Annotated in this window: 19 protein-coding genes and 5 pseudogenes; 4 read left to right on the top strand and 20 right to left on the bottom strand. The window is 61.2% G+C overall.

Annotated features, from left to right (window positions below):
• Positions 1 to 40: 40 nt before the first annotated feature.
• A pseudogene (locus tag EJ066_RS31825) lies at positions 41 to 231 on the bottom strand (DUF459 domain-containing protein); the annotation flags it as partial.
• 276 nt (positions 232 to 507) lie between these two features.
• Between EJ066_RS31825 and EJ066_RS11870 the strand changes: the two are divergent.
• Positions 508 to 1,104 carry an omptin family outer membrane protease gene (locus EJ066_RS11870; RefSeq protein WP_091600473.1) on the top strand — a complete coding sequence of 199 codons (597 nt, stop codon included), beginning with the start codon at positions 508 to 510 and terminating at the stop codon, positions 1,102 to 1,104.
• Positions 1,105 to 1,481: 377 nt separating this feature from the next.
• On the opposite strand, the gene EJ066_RS11865 is transcribed toward EJ066_RS11870, so the two are convergent.
• From EJ066_RS11865 to EJ066_RS31815, 3 genes are all read right to left on the bottom strand, one after another.
• Positions 1,482 to 1,790, bottom strand: a complete 309-nt coding sequence (locus tag EJ066_RS11865) for a helix-turn-helix domain-containing protein (protein WP_236473435.1) — start codon at positions 1,788 to 1,790, stop codon at positions 1,482 to 1,484.
• A gap of 62 nt (positions 1,791 to 1,852) precedes the next feature.
• Entirely contained in the window at positions 1,853 to 2,431 is a 579-nt protein-coding gene (locus EJ066_RS31820) for an extracellular solute-binding protein (protein WP_245455197.1), read from the bottom strand.
• On the bottom strand, positions 2,388 to 2,774 hold the full coding sequence (locus tag EJ066_RS31815; RefSeq protein ID WP_245455261.1) for a hypothetical protein: 387 nt from the start codon (positions 2,772 to 2,774) through the stop codon (positions 2,388 to 2,390). Before EJ066_RS31815 ends, EJ066_RS31820 begins: the two co-directional genes overlap by 44 nt.
• 695 nt (positions 2,775 to 3,469) lie before the next feature.
• Between EJ066_RS31815 and EJ066_RS11855 the strand changes: the two are divergent.
• A pseudogene (locus EJ066_RS11855) lies at positions 3,470 to 4,291 on the top strand (class I SAM-dependent methyltransferase); the annotation flags it as partial.
• Between the two features lie 440 nt (positions 4,292 to 4,731).
• Here EJ066_RS11855 and EJ066_RS11850 read toward each other — a convergent pair.
• From EJ066_RS11850 to EJ066_RS11800, 11 genes and pseudogenes are all read right to left on the bottom strand, one after another.
• Positions 4,732 to 6,147: an FAD/NAD(P)-binding protein gene (locus EJ066_RS11850; protein ID WP_236473438.1), complete on the bottom strand. Its 1,416-nt coding sequence runs from the start codon at positions 6,145 to 6,147 to the stop codon at positions 4,732 to 4,734.
• An 11-nt stretch (positions 6,148 to 6,158) separates the two neighbouring features.
• Positions 6,159 to 7,332, bottom strand: a pseudogene (gene ssuD, locus EJ066_RS11845) (FMNH2-dependent alkanesulfonate monooxygenase).
• Positions 7,333 to 7,364: 32 nt separating this feature from the next.
• Positions 7,365 to 8,612 (bottom strand): SfnB family sulfur acquisition oxidoreductase, encoded by a 1,248-nt coding sequence (locus tag EJ066_RS11840; RefSeq protein ID WP_126038002.1) that lies wholly within the window; start codon positions 8,610 to 8,612, stop codon positions 7,365 to 7,367.
• Positions 8,609 to 9,400 carry an ABC transporter ATP-binding protein gene (locus EJ066_RS11835; protein WP_126037999.1) on the bottom strand — a complete coding sequence of 264 codons (792 nt, stop codon included), beginning with the start codon at positions 9,398 to 9,400 and terminating at the stop codon, positions 8,609 to 8,611. Before EJ066_RS11835 ends, EJ066_RS11840 begins: the two co-directional genes overlap by 4 nt.
• Positions 9,401 to 9,466: 66 nt before the next feature.
• Positions 9,467 to 10,797: pseudogene (locus EJ066_RS11830) on the bottom strand (ABC transporter substrate-binding protein).
• A 53-nt stretch (positions 10,798 to 10,850) separates the two neighbouring features.
• The gene (locus tag EJ066_RS11825) at positions 10,851 to 11,900 is read right to left on the bottom strand and encodes a branched-chain amino acid ABC transporter permease (protein ID WP_126037994.1); all 1,050 of its coding nucleotides are present in this window, start codon (positions 11,898 to 11,900) and stop codon (positions 10,851 to 10,853) included.
• A 3-nt stretch (positions 11,901 to 11,903) separates the two neighbouring features.
• A pseudogene (locus EJ066_RS11820) lies at positions 11,904 to 12,798 on the bottom strand (branched-chain amino acid ABC transporter permease).
• Complete coding sequence (locus EJ066_RS11815; protein WP_126037991.1) at positions 12,798 to 13,700, bottom strand: ABC transporter ATP-binding protein; 903 nt, start codon at positions 13,698 to 13,700, stop codon at positions 12,798 to 12,800. The pseudogene EJ066_RS11820 and the gene EJ066_RS11815 overlap by 1 nt, the downstream one beginning before the upstream one ends.
• A 56-nt stretch (positions 13,701 to 13,756) precedes the next feature.
• Positions 13,757 to 14,857 (bottom strand): dimethylsulfone monooxygenase SfnG, encoded by a 1,101-nt coding sequence (sfnG, locus tag EJ066_RS11810; RefSeq protein ID WP_126037988.1) that lies wholly within the window; start codon positions 14,855 to 14,857, stop codon positions 13,757 to 13,759.
• Between the two features lie 25 nt (positions 14,858 to 14,882).
• Positions 14,883 to 15,452 carry an FMN reductase gene (gene msuE, locus EJ066_RS11805; protein WP_245455121.1) on the bottom strand — a complete coding sequence of 190 codons (570 nt, stop codon included), beginning with the start codon at positions 15,450 to 15,452 and terminating at the stop codon, positions 14,883 to 14,885.
• A gap of 525 nt (positions 15,453 to 15,977) precedes the next feature.
• Positions 15,978 to 16,448: an amidohydrolase family protein gene (locus tag EJ066_RS11800; RefSeq protein WP_245455196.1), complete on the bottom strand. Its 471-nt coding sequence runs from the start codon at positions 16,446 to 16,448 to the stop codon at positions 15,978 to 15,980.
• A 647-nt stretch (positions 16,449 to 17,095) separates the two neighbouring features.
• Between EJ066_RS11800 and EJ066_RS11795 the strand changes: the two genes are divergently transcribed.
• Entirely contained in the window at positions 17,096 to 19,243 is a 2,148-nt protein-coding gene (locus EJ066_RS11795; protein WP_091600481.1) for a S46 family peptidase, read from the top strand.
• Positions 19,244 to 20,275: 1,032 nt separating this feature from the next.
• Here the strand turns inward: EJ066_RS11795 and EJ066_RS11790 are convergent.
• The 3 genes from EJ066_RS11790 to EJ066_RS11780 form a co-directional block, all read right to left on the bottom strand.
• The gene (locus EJ066_RS11790) at positions 20,276 to 20,674 is read right to left on the bottom strand and encodes a hypothetical protein (RefSeq protein WP_091600482.1); all 399 of its coding nucleotides are present in this window, start codon (positions 20,672 to 20,674) and stop codon (positions 20,276 to 20,278) included.
• A gap of 565 nt (positions 20,675 to 21,239) precedes the next feature.
• On the bottom strand, positions 21,240 to 21,731 hold the full coding sequence (locus EJ066_RS11785) for a hypothetical protein (protein WP_091600483.1): 492 nt from the start codon (positions 21,729 to 21,731) through the stop codon (positions 21,240 to 21,242).
• Positions 21,704 to 22,093 (bottom strand): hypothetical protein, encoded by a 390-nt coding sequence (locus tag EJ066_RS11780; RefSeq protein ID WP_091600484.1) that lies wholly within the window; start codon positions 22,091 to 22,093, stop codon positions 21,704 to 21,706. The genes EJ066_RS11785 and EJ066_RS11780 overlap by 28 nt, the downstream gene beginning before the upstream one ends.
• A gap of 125 nt (positions 22,094 to 22,218) precedes the next feature.
• On the opposite strand from EJ066_RS11780, the gene EJ066_RS11775 reads away from it, so the two are divergent.
• Positions 22,219 to 22,494: a hypothetical protein gene (locus tag EJ066_RS11775; protein WP_126037982.1), complete on the top strand. Its 276-nt coding sequence runs from the start codon at positions 22,219 to 22,221 to the stop codon at positions 22,492 to 22,494.
• Positions 22,495 to 22,771: 277 nt separating this feature from the next.
• Here the strand turns inward: EJ066_RS11775 and EJ066_RS11770 are convergent, their stop codons facing one another.
• Together EJ066_RS11770 and EJ066_RS11765 are read right to left on the bottom strand one after the other, a co-directional pair.
• Positions 22,772 to 23,959: a DUF2235 domain-containing protein gene (locus EJ066_RS11770; RefSeq protein WP_091600486.1), complete on the bottom strand. Its 1,188-nt coding sequence runs from the start codon at positions 23,957 to 23,959 to the stop codon at positions 22,772 to 22,774.
• A 749-nt stretch (positions 23,960 to 24,708) separates the two neighbouring features.
• On the bottom strand, positions 24,709 to 25,665 hold the full coding sequence (locus tag EJ066_RS11765; protein WP_245455120.1) for a patatin-like phospholipase family protein: 957 nt from the start codon (positions 25,663 to 25,665) through the stop codon (positions 24,709 to 24,711).
• Positions 25,666 to 25,695: the final 30 nt, after the last annotated feature.

The raw sequence follows: 25,695 nt of genomic DNA, 5'->3' as shown, positions 1-25,695 counted from the left end.
TCTGAGGGCGCTTTGCCCTTCAGGTGTCCCGGGGGCAGGTTTACGGACTGATCGCCGTGGTCGTTTCGGTTGTGGCCGCGGCCGCAGGCTGCCGCCTTGGCGGCCAAGAAAAATCGTCGGCGCGGCCGGGCGAAGCAGCGGGCGCCTTGCCCTCGACGACGAATTTTTCACCGGGCCCGGCTTGGCCGGCGCTGCGGCACCGAGGAGTTCCGAACCGCCGTCGAGTGCCGGTGATTTCGAGTCGGCGTCGGTAGCCGGGGCGGCGGCCTCAGTCTTTTCGTTCGAGGGTGGACTACGCTACTGGCCCAGTACCGGCAAGCATCGAAGGACCTTTACAATCATAAAGGTACGTCACCGGTCTCGCGGCTCACCTATGACGATCTAGACGCGCATTCGAGTGAAGTCTTCTTCAACGCGATCCACAATCCGACTGGCATTTTCGTAAAGGCCTCCTCGGTGCCGGCGGCATCAGGGAGGGTTTTCTCATGACGAGGACTTCTTACGGAAATGGGGGGCTACTCAAACACATTCAGTGATCAGCGCGGGGGCGGCGTCAGCTATTTCACCGCCGATCTTGGATATAATTTCTTGAACGCGCCGCGCTACCGCATCGGTGCTTTTGTTGGCAACAATTTCTGGCACGAGAGCTACGACGCTTTCGGTTGCACGCAGCAGGCGACCAACTGGAGGACCTGTGTGCCAACCGTCCCGACCTACGTCAACCTCATCAGCCAGGACAACGATTGGCATTCGCTGCGACTCGGCTTGGCCGGGCAGACGCAACTCACCGCGCGACTCAGCCTTTCTGGTGACGTGGCGTTCCTCTTCACGCGGCTCGACGGCAAAGATCAGCACCACATGCGCCCCAAGATCAAGCTAATTCCCGAAGACGGCGATGGGCATGGCGTCCAGCTCGAGGCGGTGTTGAACTACAAGGTCACGGATTTGTTCAACATCGGCGTCGGCGCCCGCTACTGGGCCGTGGCGAATAACGGCACGGCTCATTTCGAAGAGGCAATGGGCGGTCGTGGTTCCCCGCAGGCCGACGATTGGAAGGCAAAGCGCTACGGCGTGTTCGTGCAGGCTAGCATCAAGTTCAACTGAGAGAGCAAGAACCGGGGAGAGCGGCGATGCCACTCCAGCTCATTACGATCATTGGATCAACAGAAGGAAGTTTTCCGAAGAGTTCTGCAGGCGTGCGCAAAGTCGCCAGACAAAGTTCTCTGGTCCATAGTGTACGTGCCGTCACGCCCGTTCTCGACATGGTTGAATGATACGTTTCGCGCGATAGATCAAAGTCGTTCTTCATTGGTTTTCCGGAAATCGCGGGAGCACAGCGTGCAGTGACCCTCGGCTGCTGGTTTTCTGTCAACGCGCAGATGAGGGAGAATGAGCGTACAGCAAAAATCATCAGTGCTGTCGCTTTCGCCAAAGCCCGCCGCAGCTAAACGGGGCCCCACGTCCGGTAGCGCCCCTGCCGGTCACCTCACGGATGCCGAGTTCGGCACCAGCCCGAGCGCAGCGCGCTGGCTAATTTTCAGCTCGGCCGCGACCAGACCTGCCGACACCAGCGGCCGCGCCAGCACCAGCTCGATCAGCGCCGGCAGGCTCGAGTTTTTGCGCCGGTTCCTGAGCCGGCGCTCCATCTGGCTTTTGGCCAGCGCCTGGATGATTGCAAGGCTGAAACAGTCGATGGAACGCCCCTCCAGCGAAGCCGAACCGGACGAGGCGCGCGCGCCAGGTCCTTCGGCTGCCATCGGCACGCTGGGTTTAAGTGCTTGGGGTGACACGGCGTGATCTCCGCCGTTGGCGGGAACAGGGCAGTGCAATAGTACTGCCCTGTTCCTTTTGATCAGAGGCCAGTGCGGATTTCTTCGGCAAGCGCCCTCAACGTCGTCTCGACGTCATCGCCGTTTACCATCTTCTGCATCGCCACGGCCCATGCGTTCATGGCTTCGCCGAAGCCGACACGCGGTGTGAAAGCCAGCGCGGCGTGGTCCTGTGTCTTTTTGAAGCTGTCAACGAAGTTGTTGAACTCGGGCTGCGAAGCGTACTTAGTCCAGGTGTCGTCCTGCCAGGTCGACGTGCGCGGCGGATTGACGAGCTGGCCGGCAAGGGCACCCTTGAGCGCCACCTGCTTGGAGGTGGCCCACGGGATGAACAGCCAGGCCGTGCCCTTCTTTTCGGAAGCCGCGTTCATGGCGAGAGCCCAGATCCAGATGTTAGAATCGAAGCTCGTGGCGCTCGGTGCGTGCAGCGGCGGAGCGAAGGCGATCTTGCCGGATGCCGGCTTCCCCGCAACATCGTTCCAGAAGCCGAACATATTTGAGTCGATCGCCATCGCGGTGCGGCCGGAGGAGATGCCGTCCACGAACTCGTACCAGTTATCATTGGCGAAGGAAGGAGCCGCGCACTTCTTGATCATGTCCACGTAATCCTTGTGGAACGCGATCGATTCCGGCGAATCCAGACCCGTGTCGAGCTTGCCGTCCGTGACGACAAAATCCGTGGACACCGTAGGAGCGGGCGATCGAGACTGCGGCGGTGTGGATACTGCTCCAGAAACGCACGCCTCGCACCCCCAACGGCGTGATGGAAGGATCGGCGGCTTTGAGTTGTTCGCACGCCTTTGCCATTTCCGGCGGAGACGTCGGAACCGCGATGTTATACTTCTCCAAGGTATCCTTGCGGTAGAACAGCTGGATGTTCTCAAATGCATGCGGGATTGCCCAGATCTGGCCGCCCTCCCCCGTTGCGATCTGACCGGCTTCCATCTTCCAGGTAAGCGCCGCACGCAGGCTCGGGAAGGAGTCGTTGTAGTCGTATCCAGCATCGGGTAAAAACGGGTAACCGGCACTTAAAGGCGTTGTAGTGTCGCCACCAGAAATACTGCTCCGTGGTGCTGGCCTTTGCGTGGGGGCGCAACACGGCAACTACCCGCTCAAAACGGTTGGTCCTCTACCTCTTATTCACCGTCGCTTTCCTCGCGGCCTAACCCGGCCGGAATATCCGTTGCCAGAAAAAGGCCTCGCGGCCGGTTCGAGGCGCATCCCTCCTCCGAAGCAGCACGCTCAAGTATCGTCACAAGCCCCGAGCGCTTCGCGTTCGGCGATGTCCAAATTCCGACAATGTCGGATACAGTCAGATCTACTGGATTGCGTTTGAATGGTTTTCTCATTTGGCACAGTACATGCGGGTCATCCGCAAAACACGTGACCGACCAACAAGAATTCGCATGATCACCTTACCACAACATACAGCCGCCTCGGAACAATCATTTGGCCCCTGATCGCCCGCCCCGGCACCACAACCGGAGTCATCGATGTTCTGACGGGCTGCCCTAGGATACCTGCTGCGACAGGGCTTGCCCTGGTGACGACCACTCCGGCTCCGCCGGTTACCGACGAGGGCAACGTGACGGATTTCCTGCTTTTCAACGGCATGGAGGTGGCTGTCATTCCCGACCACCGAAGCGAGCGACAAATTCTATCTCAACGCCGAGCAAGAGCTGGTGTTCGCCGATGAAGACAGCCCGGCCTTCATGGCAGGCGCATTCGAGTTCCTGTCCGCGCTGTGGCTCGATGAAGAAAAGGTGAGGCAGGCATTCCAGTCCGGCAAGGGCGTCGGGTGGCACGATCATAGCGCGTGTCTGTTTCGCGGTACGGAACGGTTCTTCCGTCCAGGCTACAATGCCAATCTGATCGACTCCTGGCTGCCGGCCTTGGAGGGCGTCGTCGAGAAGCTCGAACGCGGCGTGGACGTCGCGGATGTTGGATGCGGTCATGGTGCATCGACCGTGCTCATGGCACAGGCCTTCCCCAATTCGCGCTTCGTCGGCTTCGACTATCATGCCCCTTCGATTGAGCGCGCCCGCAAGGCGGCCGAGGTAGCCGGCGTCGGCGTCAACACGCGGTTCGACGTCGCGGCCGCCAAGAGCTATCCCGGAACCTATGACCTCGTCACATTCTTCGATTGCCTTCACGACATGGGCGACCCGACGGGCGCCGCCACCCATGTCCACGGATCGCTCAAGCCGGATGGCACGTGGATGATCGTCGAGCCGTTCGCGCATGATCATCTGGCGGCGAACCTCAATCCCGTCGGACGCGTTTACTATGCCGCTTCCACGTTCGTGTGCACGCCCGCGTCCGTGTCGCAGGAAGTCGGGCTCGCGCTTGGAGCCCAGGCCGGTGAGGCGAGGCTGCGCAAGGTGGTGACCGGTGGCGGCTTCAAGCGATTGCGTCGCGCCGCGGAGACACCGTTCAACATGGTGCTGGAGGCCCGCCCTTAGCGTGGCCGTCGCCAGAAATTGCAGCTCATCGCATTTGATGAAGATCACCGCCAAAATCCGGACGCATCGGGCTTTTCAAGGCGTCTGGGTTCACGCAGAGGTCGCTGCCGAGCCGCCTTCTCTAAACCACTGAAGTCGATGTCCGGCGGCAGATTCTTTCCCTCTCTGCGGCCACAAGGCGAGCAGCCTCGCTGTAGGCGTCTTCCCGCCCAGTGCTTTCTCGACCCGCCGCGGTGGGCTGATCGTCTCGGATCGTCATCAAAGCGGTGGACGCCGGTGCGAAGTCTGGGCATGGAGATCGGCACCTCCGAGGTCGAGCGGATCTGCTAAAAGCGCCAGGAGCGGCACGCGACCAGTGGCCTATTTACGACACGATGGGCTTCCACCTTCGCAATACGCTCGGTGAGTGTCATCTGGATAGCCTCATCGTGTTTGCAGCTTCACGACGCCTTACGACGCAACGCCGTTTGGTATCCAAGCCATTGGTGGATTTCAGCGGCTATACGCTCGGCATGCGCGGTGACTTCGGGAATTCCCATCAATTCGCCAACGCTGCCGCGCGCCAGCGGCCCGCTGACGAAAATGCTGTCGGTCGGTCGGCCGGAAGTGCTGACCGCACGGCCTTGGCTGTCGGTCGCCAGGCCAAGGCCAATCGGGTCTAGCCGGACCAGTCCCATTCGCCCGAGATCGGCAATTGCTGTGTTGGTCCGGAAAATATCGGCATGCGCCGGCCCGGTCGTGACGACCACCCTGTCGAACGTCTCGGTTGTCTGAGTGGGTTGGCGCCTTGGCCGCAGCGTGACCCGAATGCGCCCGTCGACCTGCTCGGCGCCGACGATCGATGCGGCGCGATAGGCGAGCATGCCTTCGGCAACGCGGCGATCGAGCACGTCCGCGACCTGTGGCGCGATGCGGAAGCGATGCACATCCCACAGCGTGCGCAAATGGCGCACGAGGCGGCGTTGCTCGTCGAGCGGCAGGGCCTGCCAGATGATTTGTCCCTGACGTCGGACGGCATCGAGCACCGGGTGCCAGTCTTCGCCCCGACGCTTGGCATCTAGGATCGTGGCCCGGATGCGTCTGAGCATCACTGTTGCGCTGCGTGAAGGCAGACTGATGAAATCACCAATCGGGTCGCCCGGGAGCACCGCGTGGCTGCGCGAACGATAACCATGACGTGACAGCGCGACGATGCGGCTACGATGCCCATTGCGGTCCAGCGTGGCAATGATATCCGCCGACGTCAATCCAGTGCCGACTACGAGCACTTGGTCGTCGCGGCCGATCGCTTGCAGCCCTCCGAGATCATAGGGATTGGCCACCAGCCGGGCAGCAGCAGCCACAGACCGCAGGGCCGATGGCAAGGCCGGTGGCGGATGCGTCGCCGCAATCACTAGGGCGTCGGCTGCGAGCGTCCTTCCATCAGCGAGAATCAGGATGTAGCCCTGGCCACTAAGCTCGACTGACGCGACGGCGGACCTGACATGACGGATCACTTTGCCGAACAGAAAGGGTTGGAGATAAGATTCCACGTAGCGCCCGAAAACGCGTCGTTGTGGGTAGAGTGCTCCATTTGCGGCAATAGCCTCGGCATCGTCGAGAATCGCGCCGGTCTGCTCCAGCCAATCGGCAAAGTGGCTGTCCTGGCCGGAGATCAGCGTCATTCTCGACGCCGGCACATTGATGCGGTGTGAAGGATCGGCCGTCGAGTAGGCCAGACCATAGCCGAGCCCCTCTCTGGGCTCGACGACCACGATATCGGCAGCACCGGCGGGCAGCAGCCGCGCAAGATGAAACGCGGTCGCCGCACCGGAAAAGCCGCCACCGATGATGGCTACGACCGGTCCCCTGCCCAAGTCTCTGGCGCTCAAGACTGACTCGCGCGCAGTGCCGAAGGCCGATGGTCGCCGGCCACCGTTTCGCCGAACGGTCCCATGTTCACTGCCGTCGGGCGCGTCGAGATTTCATGATCGAGCGGCAACAACGGCAACACCAGTTCGCCAAACCGATAGGCCTCCTCCAGATGCGGATAGCCGGACAGGATAAAGCTATCGATGCCAATGCGCCGGTATTCGTCGATCCGTTCCGCAACTGTCGCCGCATCGCCGACCAGGGCGGTGCCGGCGCCGCCGCGCACCAGGCCAACGCCAGCCCACAGGTTCGGACTGATTTCGAGCTTGTCGCGGCGGCCGCCATGAAGCCGGCTCATGCGCGACTGGCCGACGGAATCCATGCGCGCGAAAACCTTCTGCGCCTCGGTTATCGTGTTGTCGTCCAGGCGGCTGATCAGGCGGTCGGTCGGCCCAGGCCTCATGATTGGTCTCGCGGACGATGACATGCAGCCGGATGCCGAAGGTCACCTGGCGCCCGGCTTTCTCGGCAAGACCGCGCACATGGGCAATCTTTGCCGCGACGTCCGCCGGCGGTTCGCCCCAGGTCAAATATTTGTCGATCTGTTCGGCGGCGACCGCGTTAGCGGCATCGGACGAGCCGCCGAAATAGAGCGGCGGATGTGGCGTCTGCACGGGCGGAAACAGTAGGCGACCGTCCTCGATACGGAAGTGCTTGCCTGCGAACGCTACGGTCTCGCCGCGAAGCACCGCCTTGTAGATGTCGAGGAATTCCCGCGTCACCTCATAGCGCTCGTCATGGCTGAGGAAGATGCCGTCGCCCTTGTTCTCGACCGGATCCCCGCCGGTGACGACGTTGATGAGCAGCCGTCCGCTGGAAATGCGGTCGAGCGTCGAGGTCATGCGCGCGGCTAGCGTCGGCGATTGCAGGCCCGGCCGGACGGCGACAAGGAAGCGAAGCCGCTGCGTCAGCGGTGCCAGCGCCGACGCCACGACCCAGCTATCTTCGCAACTGCGTCCTGTCGGCAGCAGCGCGCCATAGTAGCCGATGGCATCGGCGGCTTTCGCGACTTGGGTGAGATAGGGCAAGTCGACCGCCCTGCCCCCCTCTGAGGTGCCGAGATAGCGGCTGTCGCCATGAGTCGGCAGAAACCACAGGACCTTGATCCTGTCGGGAGTGGCAATGCTCATGAATGGTCCTCTGTGATTTGGAGGCGCTTCGCTCAGCTCCAGGCATGGAGCGGCGGATTTACGTCGTTGAGGTAGTAGTTGCCGAGGATCGCGTATTTCCAGCGCACCGGATCGTGCAGCGTGTGGGTGCGGGCGTTGCGCCAGTGCCGGTGGAGATTGTGCTCGGCCAGCGTCGAGCGTGTGCCGGCGAGCTCGAACAGCTTGTTCGTGGCAATGATGGCGATCTCTGTCGTGAGGATCTTGGATTCGGCAACCGCGATCTGCGCTTCCGCGACGGTCTTCTCGTTCGGGTCGGCCACGGCGCGATCGACCGCAAGCCCGGCCCTTTCCAGAACCGCCTCTGCCGCTTTGGCCCGCAGGCGAAGGTCGCCAATCGCCTGGATCGTATAAGGATCCTGCCAGGCATGATCGACGCCGCTGTCGATCCAGGCGCGCGACTTGGTGCGCACGAAGCCGACAGTCTCGTCGATCGCCGCCTTGGCGATGCCGAGATCGACCGCGGCCTGGATGATCTGGAAGATGGCGCCGTCGGCCGTCGGCCTGTCATAGCCCTTGTAGCCGGGGACAAGATGCGTTTTGGGCACCTTGACATTGTCGAGCAGGACCGTGCCGGACAAAGTCGTCTTCTGTCCGAAGCTCGACCAGTCGTCGATCACCGTCAGTCCGGGCGCGCCGCGATCGGCGATGGCATACCAGGCGCGCCCCTCGTCATCGAGCGCCACGATCGGAACCAGAGGGGCAAGCAGAGCACCGCTCGAATAGAATTTCTGGCCGTTGACCACGACATGGTGGCCGGCGTCGACGAACTTTGTCTCGAAGTCGGCCGCGCGCTTGGAGCCGAACTCGGAGAACGCGTTGCCGAAGCGCGTGCCGGACAGCACCTCAGCGAAAAGCAGCTTCTTCTGCGCCTCGTCGGAGACGGTGCGGATAGCGGCGACGACGCCAAGATGGTTCTGCGGAATCTGGCCGAGCGACGGATCGGCCGCCGAGATGATGCTGATCACTTTCGACAGGGTCACATAGGAGAGCTCCGGCCCGCCATAGGCTTTCGGCACGTTGATCGACCACAGGCCGCTCTGCGAAAACGCATCGAGCTCTTCCTTCGGCCAGATGCGTTCACGATCCCGCTTGGAGGCATCCCTGGCGAATTCGGCGGCGAGTTTTTCGGCGACAGCGATTGCCTCGGCATCGGCCTTGATCACATGCGCCTTGGCAGAGGGTCGTTCGACCGGCGGGACGGCACTGCGGCTATCCGACGCCTGCCTGGATTGGATGGTCATGCTGCTGTCTCCTTGGGAAAATGTTGCGGTGGAAGCGGCGCGCCGCCGAGGTAGTAGGTTTTGATATCGGTGCGCTGGCGCAAGTCGGCAGCCGATCCTTCCAGCACGCTGACGCCGTTCTCGAGCACGGTGGCGCGGTCGGCGTATTTCAGCGCGACCGCCGAATTCTGTTCGGCAACGAGGATCGAAAGGCCTTCGTCGCGGTTGAGCCGTTTCAGGGCGCTGAAGATCTCGTCGACGATCAGCGGTGCCAGCCCCATCGACGGCTCGTCCAGAACAAAGAGTTTCGGCCGCGACATCAGACCCCGGCCGATAGCCGTCATCTGCTGCTCGCCCCCGGAAGTGAGGCCGGACCGGGTTCGCCGCTTCTCGGCGAGCCTTGGGAAAAGTGAATAGACACGATCGAGGTCGGCCTTGACGCCCGTGCGAGAGGACGAGCGTCCGAGCGCGCCGGTGAAGAGGTTCTCTTCGACCGTCAGCGAGCGGAAGCAATGCCGGCCCTCGAGGAATTGGACAAGGCCGCTGCGGACTAGGTGCGAGGGGCTTGCCCTTGAAACATCCTCGCCACCGAAGGTGATCCGACCGGCGGTAATGGCGCCGCGCTCAGCCGGAAGGAGATTGGATACGGCGCGCAGCAGTGTCGTCTTGCCGGCACCGTTGGAGCCGAGCAGCGCGACGATCTCGCCCCTGCCAACCAACAAGTCGACGCCGTGTAGGGCGGCGATGGCGCCGTTGTAGACAGCTTCCACGCTGCTAACTGACAGTATCGGGTATTCCGGGATGGACATCGATGACTCCGCTCGGGAAGGTGGATGGCGCGGCCGGCCAGATTTGTCGGCCGCACCATACCAAATTCAGTTGCTGACCACCGCGTCGGCGTCCTCGGCCGTGCGGATCTTGATGCCCTTTTCCTTGGCAACGCCTCGGACGACTTCTCGATGATCGGACGCAGCAGCTTCCAGTCGGGAGCGATCCAGTCGGAGACGACATTCCACTTCTTGCCGTCCCATTGCTGGAAGGTCACGTAGCCGTCACCCTCGTGATTGTCCCAGGAGACGTTGATCGAGTGGAACAGGTCCTTGGCGCCGAGTGCCTCGACGCGCGCCGGATCGAGCTTGAGATGCTCGAAGCCCCAACGCACTTCGTCGCCGGTCAGCGTGCGGTTGCCGAACTTGGCCTGTGCGATGCGGACCGCCTCGACATTGAGGATGCCATTGACGATGCCGAGATTGTGGTAGACCGAGCCGATGCGGCTTTTGTCCTCGAGATTGCCTTTGCCGTCGCCGTAGACCGTTTTGACGATCTCCTGGACCACCGGATATCGCTCACCCGAGGCCTGGGTGGTGATGGCCGTATAGCCCTTGGCGGCATCGCCGGCGGGGATGACATCCTCTTCGGAATTCGACCAGACATTGCCTATGATGTGATCGGCCGGGAAGCCTGTCTTCTGCGCGGTCTTCAAGGCGACGGGGTTCATCACGCCCCAGCCGCGCAGCACGACATAGTCAGGATGCTCGCGCCGGATGGTCAGCCACTGCGCCTGCTGCTCGTTGCCGGGATGCGGCACCTCGATCTGCGACAGCTCGAAGCCGTATTTCTGCGACAGCAGCTCATAGATCGGGATCGTCTCCTTCCCATAGGGCGAGCCGTGATAGAGCACGACGATGTTCTTGCCCTTGAGCTTGTCGAGGCCTCCTTCCTTGGACGCGATGTAGTTCACGATGCCGGAGGTCTCGCTGTAAGGATTGAGCAGCAGCGGGAAGACGTAAGGGAACACCCGCCCGTCGGTCGTGTCTGTGCGGCCGTGGTTGATGGTGATCAGCGGCACCTTGTCGTCGGTGATGCGATCGATCATGGCATAGGCGATGCCGACCGAGAGTGGATTCCAGGCAGCGATCCCGGGATTGCTCTTCAACCGTTCATACACCTCGACGCCCTTCTCGACCTCATATTGCGTCTCGCCTTCGCTCCAGGCCAGCTTGACGCCATTGACGCCGCCGTCGCGGATGTTGATCAGGTTGAGATAGTCGATGAAGCCACCGAAAAAGCCGGTTCCGCCGGCCGCATACGGACCGACACGGTAGCTCTGCAGGGGAAAGTATTGTTCTTCGGCGTGAACCGCCGTCGCGCCGAGCACGAAGGCCGTGGCGATCGCCGCTTTTCTTAGGTGACTGAAGAAGGTCATTGCTTACGTCTCCTGATGGGTTGGTCCGAGCGGAGGAGGAAGTTGAGCGGCAATCAGCTGGACCTTGAGCCGATCCGTCGTTTGAGGCGGTCGAAGAGGGCCGACAGCCCGCTCGGTTCCGCGATGAGGAAGATGATGATAAGGGCGCCGAGCACGATGCGCTGGCTCATGTCGAGAACGCCCGAATCGAACAGGCCGCCGAACAGGAAGGCGCCGAGCCGGGACAGAAAGAGCGGGAGGACAACGATGAACGCCGCACCCAAAAACGCGCCACGGATCGAGGCCAGCCCGCCGATGATGATGATGAACAGGATCTGGAATGAGCGGTCGAGATTGAAGCCTGCCGGCTCGACGGTGCGCAGATAGGTGAAGGCCCACAGCACGCCGGCGATACCGATGATGAACGACGAGATGGCGAACGCCAGAAGCTTGGTTCGCAGCACCGGCACACCGATGACGCGTGCGGCGGTTTCGTTGTCCCGCACGGCGATGAAGTTGCGACCGGTCGCGCTGTTGACCAAGCGCCAGACGAGGGCCGTCAGCACCATGACCGTGGTGACCGAAAGCAAATAGCGGCCGGTCGCGCTGTCGAGCGAAAGACCGGCGACGGCCAGGTGCGGCGCCGAGATCACCCCGGACGGGTTGTCGTTGGAGAACCAGCCGAACTTGGTCAGCGCCCATTGCACGAAGAACTGGGCGGCGAGCGTCGAGACGGCGAGGTAGAAGCCGCGCAGCCTGAGACTGGGCAGGCCGAACACGACGCCGAAGCCGGCGGCGGAAATTCCGGCCAGGATCATGGTCCCCGCCAGCGGCAGGCCTTCGACCCTGAGGTTGAAATTGTAGGCGGCGAACGCGCCCACCGTCATGAAGGCGGAAGAGCCAAGCGAGAGCTGGCCGCAATAGCCGGTCAGCAGATTGAGGCCGACCGCCGCCAGGCTGAGCGCCAGGAATGGCAGCAGGATCGCCTCGACCAGATAGCCCGAAGCATAGGCAGGGACCACGCCGTAGGCGACGACGAACAGGGCGGTCGGCAATGCCAGCTTCTGAACGAGTTTCACCCAGTCGACTGGAAGCCTTGCGGCGTCGAGCGCTTGCACGGCCATGGTTCAGACCCTTTCGACGGTTTTCTGGCCAAACAGGCCGGAGGGGCGCACCAAAAGCACCACCAGCGCCAGCGCATAGGCGAACCAGCCCTCGATGCCGCCGCCGACGAACGGGCCGAGATAGACCTCGGCCAGCTTCTCGCTGGCGCCGATGATGAGGCCGCCAACGATGGCGCCGAGGATGGAATCGAAGCCGCCAAGCACCAGCACCGGCAGCGCCTTCAGCACGATCAGCGACAGCGAGAACTGGACGCCGAGACGCGCGCCCCACAACAGCCCGGCGACCAGCGCGACGAAGCCGGCCGCCGTCCACACGGTGCCCCAGATGCGAGGCAGCCGCAGGCCGACGGCGAGGGCCGCGAACTGATCGTCGGCGACGGCGCGAAACGCAAGGCCGATCCGCGTCCAATAGAAGAAGGCGCTGAGGCCTGCGACCATGGCAGCGGCGATCGCCGCCGCCAGCAGGTCGAAGGACGAGATCAGTACGCCGCCGACCTCGAATGGGGTGTCGTCGATGCCGAGGTCGAGCCCGTGCACCTGCGTGCCCCAGATAAGCTGGGCGGCACCTTCGATGATGTAGGAGAGCCCCAGCGTCGCCATGAACAGCGTCATCGGCGAGCGGTTGACCAGCGGCCTGAGCACGGTCCGCTCGATGGTGAAGCCGAGCGCGACCATGACCGCGAAGGTGATGAGCAGCGAAAGCGCGAAAGGGACGCGGCGTTCGACCAGGCTGACGAAAGTGAGTGCTGCAAACAGCACCATCGAGCCTTGCGCGAAGTTCAGCACGCCCGAGGTCTTGTATCAGCACGAATCCGATGGCGACGAGCGAGTACATGACGCCCGAGAGCAGGCCTCCGACCAGCACCTCGATGACGAAGAGGAAATCATAGTAGCTCATCAGATGTCCTCGCCATTCTCGCCCTCGGCGGTGCCGAGATAGGCCCGGATCACCGCAGGATCGGCGCGCACCTCGGCCGGCGTGCCGTCGGCGATCTTGCGGCCGTAGTCGAGCACGGCGACGCGGTCGGAGAGGCCCATGACGACGCCGATGTCGTGCTCGATCAGGATGATGGTGACGCCGTGCCGGTCGCGCGCGGCTCGCACGAAGCCGGCCATCTCGGCCTTCTCGGTCGCCGTCATGCCGGCCATCGGCTCGTCGAGCAGCAGCAGCTTCGGCTCGGCGACCAGCGCGCGCGCCAGCTCGACCCGCTTCTGCAGGCCGTAAGGCAAGGTGGCGACGAGGCGGTCGGCGACGCTTTCGAGATGCAGGAAGGCGACTATCTGATCGGTCTTTTCGGCGATTCCCGCATCTTCGCTCCGGGCGCGTGGCAGACCTGCAATATGTTCGACGAAACTGGCGCGCCTGGTGTGGACGCGGCCGCACGCGATGTTGTTGCGCACGGACAGACCGCCGAATAGCGCCAGGTTCTGGAAGGTTCGCGCAACGCCGAGCCGTGCTAGACGGCTCGCCGGCACCCGGGAGAAGGACTGTCCGCCGATCGCAATCCTGCCGCGGTCGGCGTGATAGAGGCCGCTGATGATGTTGATCAGTGAGGACTTGCCGGCGCCGTTGGGGCCGATCACCGCGCGGATCTCGCCGACTTCGACTTCGAGATCAACATCGCTCAGCGCCTTGACCCCGCCAAAGGAAATGCCGATCCCGCTCAAGGTCAGGATCGCATCAGCCTTTGCCGACAGGCGCACCGCGCGCGTCTCGTCAACGCGACCAGCACCAGCAAGAAGGGCGGAAATTTCGGGCGCGCGCTCGTATGCGGCGGCTCCCAGCGAAGCACCAATCATGAAACGTCCCTGCTTTTGAAGGCGTGTGGGCTGCGGCCCCGTGGGCCGCGCCCGTCCTATTCCGCGGCGACAAGCTCCCTGTCGCGAGCTGCTTCCAGTTCGCGCACCAGAGTAATGACGCGCTTGCCGAAGAACTCGACCTCTTCCTGGAAATGCAGGAAGCCGAGCAGGATCAGGTCGGCACCGGCGTCCTTCAGTTTCAGGATGCGTTCGGCGATCTGTTCCGGCGTGCCGATGAGATTGCTGCAGAAGCCGTCATTGTACTGAACGAGATCCTCAAGGGACGACTTCGCCCAATTGCCTTCGCCTTCCGGCGAGGCCTTGCCGGCATTCTTGACCTGATCGGCAAAGCCCTGCACCGCCTCCGGATTCGCCTTGGCGATGATCTCGTCGAGCACGGCGCGCGCTTCCTGCTCGCTCTCGCGGGCGATGGCGAAAGCGTTGACGCCGATCCTAACCTTGTGGCCGTTGGCTTTCGCCTTGGTGCGGATGTCGTCGACCTGCTTCCGGATCTCCTCCGGGGTATTGCCGTTGGTGAAATACCAATCGGAGACACGAGACGCCATGTCGCGAGCGGCTCGCGACGAGCCGCCCTGGAATATCTCGGGCAAGGGCTCGATCGGCTTCGGCTTCATGGAATAGTTGGTGAAGCGGTAGAAATCGCCCTTCAGCGTGAAGCTGTCTTCCGTCCAGATGCCGCGCAACGCTCGGATAAATTCCTCCGACCGGCGATAGCGCTCGTCATGATCGAGCCAGAGTTCGCCAATCGCGGCGAACTCGCCTCGGAACCAGCCGCTGACGACATTGACGGAGACGCGGCCATTGGTCAGGTGGTTGATGGTAGCGATCTGCTTGGCCGCCAGCGCAGGGTTCCACGGACCGGGCAGGATCGCTGCGATGACCTTCAGCGTTGTGGTCGCGGCAAGCAAGGCATGGCTGAACGAGACTGATTCGTGCTGGTTGTCGGCCCCATAGCCGGCTGTGAAACGGATCTGGCTCAGCGCATAGTCGAACCCGTTGGCCTCGGCAATCTGGGCGAGCTTGCGGTTGTAGTCGATATCCCAACCCGTCCGCTGCTCGATGTTGGAGATGACCAGGCCGCCGGAGACGTTCGGGACCCAGTAGGCGAATTTGATGGCGTCGGAATGCGAACTCATGTCGTCGTTTCCCCTGTTGATTGGCTCAGCCGACGCGGGTGGCGACGGCGGCATTTGCGTGACTTGAGTTGAGCAAGGAGACCGCGTCGGTAGCGGCCCTTGCAATACGCTCGATGATGGCTGCGCCGACGATTTCGCCATCGACGAAATCGTCGGGCGTGCCGTAGACACCCGTAGGGACGGTGACAGCGCCAAAAAAGCCGAACAATGGCCGGAGCTGATGTTCGAGCACCAGGCCATGGTATGGGCTCCCGCCGGTCGCCGCGAGAAGCACGGTCTTGCCCGTCAACGCGCGATAGTCGACCAGGTCGAACAGGTGCTTGAGAGCGCCAGTGTAGGAAGCCCTATAGACAGGCGTTCCGACCACGAGCAAATCGGCCTTCTCGACACGCTGGATAATCGCTTCTCCAGATGCGCCAAGTGCGCCGCGGGATAGTCCGGCGAAAAGCGACGGTGCTGCCTCCGTGATCTCAATCAGACCGGTGTCGGCAGGCAGGCGCAACGCGACCGCCTTGACCAGCGCATTGACGACCGCCGTGGTGCGGGACGGGTTGCTTACACCGCCGGATATTCCAAGAACCGATAATCGTGCCAAGTGATCTATCTCCCACACATGCGCCATAGGCCACCACCGAAACCAAACGATGTTCTATGAGTACTTTGTTCTGATGTTTTCACGTCAATGGGAAAAACGGCGCTGCTAGGAGCGGCACGCCCACCGCATTCGATCTCAAATGGGATTAACTTGGCAGGGGCCGTAGGCGTCACCCGCGAGTTCGACTTTGGCGAAAACAGGCTCCGCCGGCGCGATATGAGGAATGTCGTCCAGCCGTTTGTGACAGCGCTCTCCACCGATGCCACGCAATCAAATGAGCGCGTGTATCATGACGGCTAGGCGTGCGAGAAACGTCCTCAGGCATTGCCCTACGAAGGAGCCGACATTAGCGCCGAGATTTCAAGGCTGGTCAGGGACGATTGAGAGTTTTGAGCACCGGCAGCACGAAGGCGGCAATCGCAGCGTCATGCCTTCGCAACCATCGGTAGCTGCTCAATACGTTCTGTTGTGCTCCTGCCTGTGTTGCGTAATTCCCCTGAATGGCAACGGATTACCTGCGTCTGGTTATTCATTCTTCACCACTCGCCCGCCCTTGATGATCTTTCGAAGCCGGGCGGGATCGGACAAAATCGCGAGGTCCTTCAACGGATTGCCGTAGACGGCGATGAGATCTGCGTGAGCGCCAGGCGCGATGGTGCCAATGAGGCCTTCCATGTTGAGCACGCGGGCAGCATCCACCGTCGCGGATCGGATCACGTCCCGAGGCTTGAGAACGCGGCCGCGCAGAAGAAATTCCTCTGATTGGTGCCTATGCATCTGGCCAAGCAGATCGGAGCCGTAGCCCATGGTCACGCCAGCGCTTTGAAGCGTTTCGAGCGCCGACAAGCCGGCATCGAGAACGAAGCTCACCTTTTCAAGGGATTCGGCGGACATGCCGTATCTGGCTCCGTCCCGAGCGACGACAGCAAAGGTGATGTTCGTCGGGACGACGAACGCGCCTGCCTCGCGAACCCGGTTGGCGGTTGTCGCTTTGATGAGGTTTCCATGCTCGATTCGGATGGTCGACGTTTCATCCCAGATTTACTTTCGCGCCTCACGCCGGCACTCGCGCACATAGTCCGCCGGGTTATGTCGCCAAGCGCCGAGCGGATTTGCGGCAAGGGGAAGTCCGGGCACTCCTCGCACCCTCGTCCTCGCGCAACACCGCACGTAACAGAAACGATAGCACGCATTCTCACAATTAACGACGGCTGTTCGGCAGTGGGCTTCGTCGCGAGCGAGGACGAGAGTGTCGGGTCTACAACCAAATGTCGGAGGTCGGACCCAAATGTCGGAGGTCGGACACGCAAGGCCCTTACCACGTAGGTGATTGAAAGCTTTATTGACGAGGCGCTCCAATGGCCGGCCCGCAATGCGGGAGATATTGTTAGAGGCGTCTCGAATGACTTCTCCGCGGGACCCGAAGGGCGTCTCAGGCATCCTTTGGCACGATTAGTGCAACGGATGATCCGCAAACGTTGCCGATACAATGTGAGGGGAGCGTCACCCAGATTTTTGTGTTGACCGTCCACTCACTCTTCACCCAGTGGCTGCCGCGCAGGCGCTTGCGGACGCCGGTCAGCCCGATAGCTCATCGATCCAGATCAGCGGAGAACAATACACAGAATGGGAACGAGATCAGCATGAACTCGAATTTTAGTCGTTTGGCCCAAGCCACCGCTATGAACTTGCTCTGGACGTCGGCGAACGAAGGCATGTGGATGCCGGCCCAGATTACGGAACTTGGCGCGGCCATGCGCGCGAATGGACTCCAGCTTGATCCCGCGCAGCTCAGCCGTCTAGACACTGCCCCGCTCAACGCGATCGTATCACTGGGCGGATGTTCAGCTTCCTTCGTCAGTCCGCAAGGACTGGTTGCGACCAACCGTCACTGCGTGCTGGAATCGATCCAGTACAACAGCAAGGAGAGTCAAGACTATCTCACCAAGGGATTTCTAGCGAAAAGCCTTGGTGAAGAATTACCCGCGGTGCCCGGCAGCCGCATCTATGTGATCGAGGATATCCGTGATGTGACCGCCGACATGCTCAAGGGCGTATCGGACAAGCTGAACGGCTTTGCCCGCTATGAGCGGCTCGACAGGAACCGGAAGGCGCTGATCGCCGCATGTGAAGAACAGCCCAATCGCCGCTGCGACGTGGAGTCCTATTATGGCGGCGCCTCCTACTATCTCCAGCAGAAGCTCGAAATTCAGGACGTGCGCCTAGTCTATGCGCCCGCGCTCGGCATCGGTAACTTCGGCGGCGAAACGGACAATTGGACGTGGCCGCGCCACACAGGCGACTTCGGTTTTTACCGCGCTTATGTCGCTCCTGATGGTTCCTCCCGGCCTTATGCGCGCGACAACGTGCCCTACCGGCCGAAGAGCTGGCTGCGCATTGCCTCTAAAGGCGTGCAAGACGGCGATTTCGTCATGGTCGTCGGCTTTCCCGGAGAAACCAATCGGTTCCGCACGGCGGATGAAGTACGGTTCAATTTCGCGCGGTACGAACCGCTGTTGCAGCATTTGCTGTCGGATTATGCGGCCCAGATAAACCAAACCACGGCAGGCAATCGAGAAGCGCAGATCCGCTACGCCTCCATCCTGCAAGGCGTGGAAAACTACAAGAAGAAGTTGGCGGGCGATCTCGCCGGGGCCAATGCGATCGGGCTCGACGTGCGCAAGGCGATCGAGGAGAAAGCTTATCTCGACTGGGTCGCCGACGATCCCGCGCGGCAGGCGCGCTATGGCGCAGCGATCGGCGAACTGGGCGCCATGGTGGACGAGAATAGCCAGGCCTCGCTCGAGGGGCTGCGCCAGGCGCTGCTGAACCGCGCGCAAATGCTCTCATCCGCGCGCACTCTGTATCGCTGGGCCAAGGAGCACGAGAAGCTCGATGAAGACCGCGAACGCGGCTTTCAGGATCGTGACCGTAACCAGACCGTGGATCAACTGACGCAGATCGAACGCGGTTACCTGCCCGACATCGATCGCAAGCTATTTGAGGCCGCGCTCGATGAATATCGCCGGCTAGACGCAAAGGACCGCGATACTGCGTTCGAAACGGCTCTGGACCAAATCGGCCTTGACCGACTTTATGCAGAAACCAAACTCGCCGACACGGCCACGCGGCTCGGCTGGCTCGACAAGCGGGCTGCTGCCTTCGAGGCGTCGGACGATCCTTTCATCAAGCTGGCGGTCGCGCTCTATCCCGGCGACATAGCTGCGGAGCGCGCGGCGAAGGACCGCGCTGGCCGAGCGCAGGCGGCGCGCGCGACTTATATGCAGGGCCTGCGCGCCTACTGGCAGGCGATTGGCCGGCCGGTGTATCCCGACGCGAATGGATCGCTGCGCATCACCTGGGGCAAGGTGTCGGGGCGAACACGCGACGGGCAGATCTGGACGCCATTCACCACGGCTGAGGGACTTCTGGCCAAGCACACTGGCAAGGGCGAGTTTGATGCGCCCGCCGCCGCCGTCGCTGCGATCCGGGCCAAGAATTATGGCCCCTATGTCGCGCCGGAGCTGGGCACTTTGCCGGTCGACTTCATGTCCACGGTCGACATTACCAATGGCAATAGCGGCTCGGCCACGCTGAATGGGCGCGGCGAGTTCGTCGGTCTCGCCTTTGATGGCACGCTCGATGGAGTGATCTCCGATTGGGCATATGCCGCAGACCGCAGTCGAAGCATCCATGTCGACAGTCGCTTCATGCTTTGGACCATGGACAAGATTGACGGCGCTGCCTGGTTGCTCAAGGAGATGGGAGTGCTGCCGGCGTCGCGTTCATGAGCGGGGTAGTCTGGCGGTAGGCGGCCTGTCGGCGTCATACCTCCACAAATCCCCCTTGGAATTTTAGACAAATCCCGTGTGGAAGCGCCGCCTCAGCCGGTCTTGCAGCGCCTGCCGGTCGGCGACGAGGTCGTCGCAGCGACCCGGCGCCGCTGCCCGGCCATCAATTGTCCAATCGGCGCCCACGTGCCAACACAAACACGCCGCAGTCATAAGCATTCGGCTGTCGGGTCATGGGGGCTGCCTCGAAGGTGCCGTTCAGCACCCTTGCGAGCTGGTTTGCAGGCTCGTCGTTGTGGCCCTGTCCGGGAGGAGTCGTGGTGATAGGCGACCCGCTCCGGGTTGCGGCCATCAACGAGCAGCAGCGAGCAATGGGTGCTGTCGCTGGTACGATTGCCATTGCTCACTGGCACGAATAGGAAGTCGGCTGGGCCGACAGCTCGATTATAGATGACCTGCAATGTCTCTTGCGCGTTCTGCGACCCTGCGTAACGCATTTGATCCACCTCGCGACCCAAGTTCCATGTTCCAGTCTGCCAATTATGCGACTTTAGAAGTACAAACCATGAACGCTGTGGCCGCGTGGTTATTGAGTTCCAATCGCTATTTAGTCTGCTTGCATGTTCCGAAATGACCGCGTTGGGCCCGCAAGCTGACAGGCGGCTTTGCGGACCACTGGGTAGAAAGGAGTCATCCGCCACGACGTTGCGCACAGCCCGGAGGTGCAACTCCAACGCATGATGCGTATCTTATAGCGAGTTTAGGTCTATATGGAACTCAAACGCACCTCCGGTCTGCAGATCACCACGTCGTATTCAGCGCGTGCGCATTTTCGAGAAGTCGGCACCGACGACTAGCAGGTTCTCATGTTCCATCTTGGCCCCTCCGGCATCATCCTTATTGATACTGCTTGGCACCATGACTTCGAACCTGACCGACGTCACAAGGTCATCGCTCACACTCGACACCCACGCTCAACCGGAATCGTCAATATGCAGCAACATTTCTGCATCGACATCAGCTGATACGTCATCAGCAATAGTCATCGATCGAGTCGCCAAGGTCCTCTCCAGCTAGTTCGCAGAAGTGCTTCAGAGCGCCCTTGAGACTGAAGAAGGTGAATTCGCTTCGGTGATGGAAAAGGCCATCATGGATTGAAATGTGGGCCACTGCCCAATTCTTTATGGCGTCGCCGGCAAAATGAGTGAGTACGATCAGGTCATCGTCCTTGAGATTCCGGTCGACGACGAGGCTCGTGGAGAGCTGGTTGCGCGCGAAGATACTTCCGAAAGAGAGGCGCGATTCATAAAGAAGAAGGGCGTCGTCGGTGAATTCGTCCGGGCACGCCGGAAATTCGGTTGGAACCTTCCAGCGGACCTGGACCGCAAGAGGGGTCAGAGATGGGTAGAGTGTTTCTGCCTGGTTAAGCATTCTTCAATCCTCGCGGCGTGAGTGCCTCAATGATCAGCCTTGCCGAGAAACGACACTTGGTAAAGACTTGCGACCGCAAAGATCGGGTGGCCGTGTCACTAAATGCATATAGCCCTAGCGACTGCTATACCTGATTGAGTGTTGCGCGCCCGCCACGCTCGGACTGAGCGATTTGACGGCGATGCTTGCACCGTCAACAACGTGATTCGAGACAGCATGAGACATGGCTGCATGAGTGGCCCAAGGGTCACCGCCTAACCCGTAACATCCTGAAATCCGTTGCGGCCTGCTTGGTGGCGAAGCCGTACGTCCACCACCCTTGCCATCGACGTCCAGACGGATCCCCTGGATCGGCAGCTTTCAGGAAATGGCTTGGGCAATTCGAGCGGCTGGAATGAGGCGCAAAGCCGCCGTTCACCTCTCCTTCGAGTCAGCGCTCCGACCGGCCAAAATCGTCGAGGCCTCCAACAAGGTGAAATGGGTATTTCACACTGACGCGCAACCCGGGGTGATGAAGGTATGCCAAAACCCACCGAGCCTGATTGGCGATCCAGCGTTAGCCGTCTCAACCTGAAATCGCGGCAACGTTTGCCGACGACTGATCCAATGCCAACCGCTCCATTTCCGGGCGACTGTGTTCACGGGCGGCAAGAATCTGGGCTCTTGTCTGCTTGAGTTGCTCAAGACCGAGAACCAAGGCGCCCTGCAGCCGCTTGCGGTCGCCGAGAATATCCTGGTCAATCTGCGCGATATCGCGTGGATCGATCGCGCGTGAGGGATCGAAGACAAAGCGGGCTTCGACGGACCTTCGCCAATTTAACAACTTCTGCGCCGTTTTGGGTTCGAATCCGGACACGCTGTAGAGCTTGTTCCTCTCGACATCGAGCGCTGTTTCGACGCCATACGACTCCAGGACCTGTTTCTTTCCCGGTCCGATGCTCTCGATCTTTGCCGATGAGATTTCAAAGTTGTCCAGGAACCGGTGCAGTTGCGCCTGACGGCGGTTGCGCTCGAGCTCCGAGATCCTGGCTACCGTTTGGAAGGTAAGATGTCCCATTCGCGCCTGAGCCCGGCGAGCACCGTTTTTTGCCTGTCGAAGGCATCCGGCCCGGCTCTCTGCATCCACGTGGTTTGCGCGTTTTTCCACTGGGTGGCGGCCTCGCCGGCGATGCGCCGGTATTCCGCAGCCTCACTGTCCCTGTTCAAGAAACCTCTCAACCCCAGAAAAACCCCCAAGGCAATGCCCAGCACCCAGATCTGCGCCATCATCAAGCCAGCGACGCCGACTACTGCGGCCGCTACTCCTGCCCGGAAGTTGGTGCGGCGCGCGTGCCCCTTGAGCTTCAAGGCGTTGGGATCTGGTGTCACATTCTTCTCGGGGACGGTCGGCACCGGCCCGGGATGCGGGATGGCGTCCACCTGCGCTGGAATCCGGCGATATCGAAAAGCGTCGCCCCGCTGGCGGGAACAACGGTTGAGAACAGCGGGACGCCAGTGGCGCCTTCCATTTTGCACCAAGGGCACGGCGATGAGCCAAGTGACCAGTGGCTGGAATTGGCGGAGCACTGCTTGAGGTTCGCTTCAAGTTCGGCCAAGGCAGCCGCCCAGTCCCGGGCCACGGGCCTGCCAGCCGACGTTCCTTTTTGCGAGAAGGCATCCTCAAACATTTTTGCAAGTCGTGGGCCGACGGTGGAACGCGCCCCGAAACCCGAAGCTTCTTGCAGGCCGAGAAGGAACTGGACGGCAAGGGCTGGCTTCCCGCAGCGTTGCGGGCGACGGTCAAAGTAGAAAGCGAAAGTATGGCAATCGCCGCCGACTAAGCACGGTTCGCATTCAAGGTCAGGGCAGCGATGCCCCGACCTTGAATGCGTCCGGAATGTCTTTCGAGCCGGTATCGAACCCGCCAAGGCCAGGCGAGCGTGCCCCTGGCCCGCCCCTCGCGCTCCCCTCCCGTCTGAGGCAGAGCGCAAAGCATCTACTATCTAGGTGGACGACGTTTACTCCATTTCCGCCCACGGCGCATCTTTCGCGCTCTGCATGTCAGCCGGAACGGCCAGATCCTGGAAGCAGACGGCGGCACTGCACGCCACTCAGCGGTCAGTGGATCTCGCCAACCGCCTTTCCAGGCTGTTCGGCATCGACCCAACCCATCACCGCGTCAAGATCGACGCCCTTGCGAGTCGACCACTCAACCAAATTGGCGGGCCGGTAGCTTGACGAGTGGCGATACCGCTCGAAGACCGAGCCATCAATCGTCTCATTGACATTGATGTACGTCGCATCCGGGTCCCGGCCGGGAGGGGATGCAATGGGCCGAAGATGCCTCTTGCTGAGGATGGCGTAGGAGCCGCGCATGAACTCCCGGTAAGAGTCTGAAATCGGAGCGTCGAGGGCCCCGTCGTCCACCTCGATGTCGCTCCTGAACGCGAGACCGTGGGACCGGGCCTTTTCGATGATCCAGCTGAGAGGAGCCTGTGCAAGCAGATCATTCGGGTATCCGCCGCCCACATTACCGTGGGCGCCAGCAAACCAACGCTGCTCGACACTGCTGTAGGGACGCGGCGGTGCGATCACCGCCTGGGGATCGGTAGGGATTCTCTTCGTCCATAACGTCGGCATGAAGCTGTTGCGATGCTCATCGAGGGCAAGGGCGTGAAACGCATTCTCGATTGGCACCCTCAAGCCCGTGTCCAGAAATCGGAAACTGGTCCGACTGATGCCTTCCCAGCTGAACGCGGGAATGCCGAGCGCGCCGACAGTGTCCCAGACGGCCACCAGCTTGATCGGCACGCGGCGGGAGTATTTCAGCATCCAGCGTTCTTCCAGGGCAGAGGCCTTCAGCGGGCCTGCGACCAAGTCGTCATGAAGCTTCCACACGGTCAGCGCGTCGCGTCGGCGGTACCGGGCGAACAACTGGTTGACGCTTAACGGGGCACCCGGCCTCAACAGGCCACACTTGGTGATAAAGCCTGTCAGAGAACGCGCAGTGAAGGCGCCACGGCTGAAGCCGAACACGAAGATGTCGTCACCATCGTTGTAGTTTTCGACCAGCCACTCATAGGCATCAAGGATATTCCTGAGCAGCCCCTTCCCAAAGGCTCCGCCAATGACTCCGTTCACCCCGATATCATAGTAGGCGAGCTGGGCTGGGTTTCCGGTGTCTTTCGTTGAACACAGGGCGCGCAAGCGCCAGACATTGGTGTTGTCCGACACGGAATTCCAGGTTCCATCAAGGAAAACCGCCAGCCGCTTCTTACCCGGTCCCGCTGCCGATAATGATTCCATTTCGCTTCCTTGAAAAGGAAGACAGACCACGACATATGGCGGCTGTCCAGCGGTCCTAAGTCAGCGCCCTCCGGAGATTCTGTCCGGTTGCTAAGAAGGTGGGGTAACGCGGCCACAGATGGTGACAAAGGCTGAACTGCCCCAAGCGGCACGAGGCGCGAACAAGATCGAGTAGTCGCGGCTGCTGGTCGTGGGCCGGCCGATGGTGATCATGGACACGCCGACGTAGCTCCCGGTCTTGAAGCGGCCGATGAATTCGACAGGCATCGCCTATGTAGCGGAAGCACCCGTCGCGCCGGTCGAGCTTGAACCTCAGTGTCGGGTTCGGTTGCGTTGGTTCTTCCTGGGCCCTTGCCGGAGCAGATATGAGAATGGCGGCGCCGACAGCCCAGAGCAGCGGCCATTTGGAGGCACTATGGCGCATCACTTGGTCTCGGGGTCGGGCTCACCAAAGGTCTTCACGAAGATGGCCTTGCCAGTGCCTGAAATTTGCTTCTGGATGTCCCAGTCGAGCTTGCTGTCCCTGATGTAGAGACTGAGGGTACAAATCTCGCCGCGGCAGGCACTTGGCGTTGAGGACTGCTTGTCCTGGATAGAATATGAGGCGATATATCCAACGATAACGTCCTTGCAGTCCGTGTCGGGTAAGCGGCAAGGCGGCGCGTTTGACACTTTGCTACTTAAGGAGTTCCGGTGCATAGGATTTGACGCGTGCCATCGTGAGGGCCCGACCATGTCGCACCAAAACCTCATGCTCTTCGGCCTCCAATCTCTTTAAATCTGTTGCCACCAGCGAGGCGAAAGCGGCGTCGCCAGGCCGTTCCTCGCCTACCCGGCTGTCGATTGAAAACCAGATGGGTTTCGGGCCCTTTTTCGCGTCGTACGACAAATTGCAGACGAGCAAATTGAAGACCTCTTACCTGCTCCATCATGATGTTGATCGCCTCCTTGAGCACGATTGTCCCGGACTCCGTCGGATGAGGGGACACGGCGAACGGCTTGCCGCCATCACTTACAAAACACACATCGACGGGATTGCGCCGCGCTCGCATCAACGGGTTCACGCCCAGATTATCGTAAATGCCTCCATCGCTCAGCGTCGCGTATTCGCTCAGGGAATTGGGATAGATGTCGGCATTGAGCCGTAGCGGGGGAAACACGGGCGGGAAAGCCGAGGATGCTGCCACGGCCAAGCTGATTGGATAGTTACTCGCATTCGCGGTGCCGCTCTCGTGCTCCCCCATCGTTTCTCCAGCGTCTTCTCCGGGCGCCAATGCCTTGCCTGCAACAAAGAAAAACATGTTGCCGGTGGCCAGGTTGGTGGCGTTGAGATAGATTCTTGGACCATCTCTGAGAGCGGATAGCCGTGCACCCGCGAACAGATCCCGATCGTAGCTTGCGCCAAGCTTCTCCAGGCGTGTTTCGAAGGGGTCCAGGATACCTCCGATGATCGAAGAGACGGCGATCGACTTTGTCAGCAGATAGTCCGAAAGGCCCTTCAGCACATCCTGTTTGCCCCAATTCAGCGCCAAGTAGGCGCCTGCCACGCTCCCGCCGCTCACGCAGCTGATGAGATCAAGCTTGTCGAGTAAGTCGAGTTCCTGGAGAGCCGTAAACGTCCCTACATGGAACGCGGCAGCACGAAACCCGCCCCCCGAGAGCGCAATTCCAAGTTTCTTGGTTTCGCCGTTGATTAGAACGACCATCGTATACCCCCCATTGAGAATTCCCCGCCG

The organism is Mesorhizobium sp. M9A.F.Ca.ET.002.03.1.2 (assembly GCF_003952365.1).
GTDB lineage: Bacteria > Pseudomonadota > Alphaproteobacteria > Rhizobiales > Rhizobiaceae > Mesorhizobium.
Note: the sequence above shows the minus strand (reverse complement) of the source record. Positions and strands in the feature narration are given on the sequence as shown.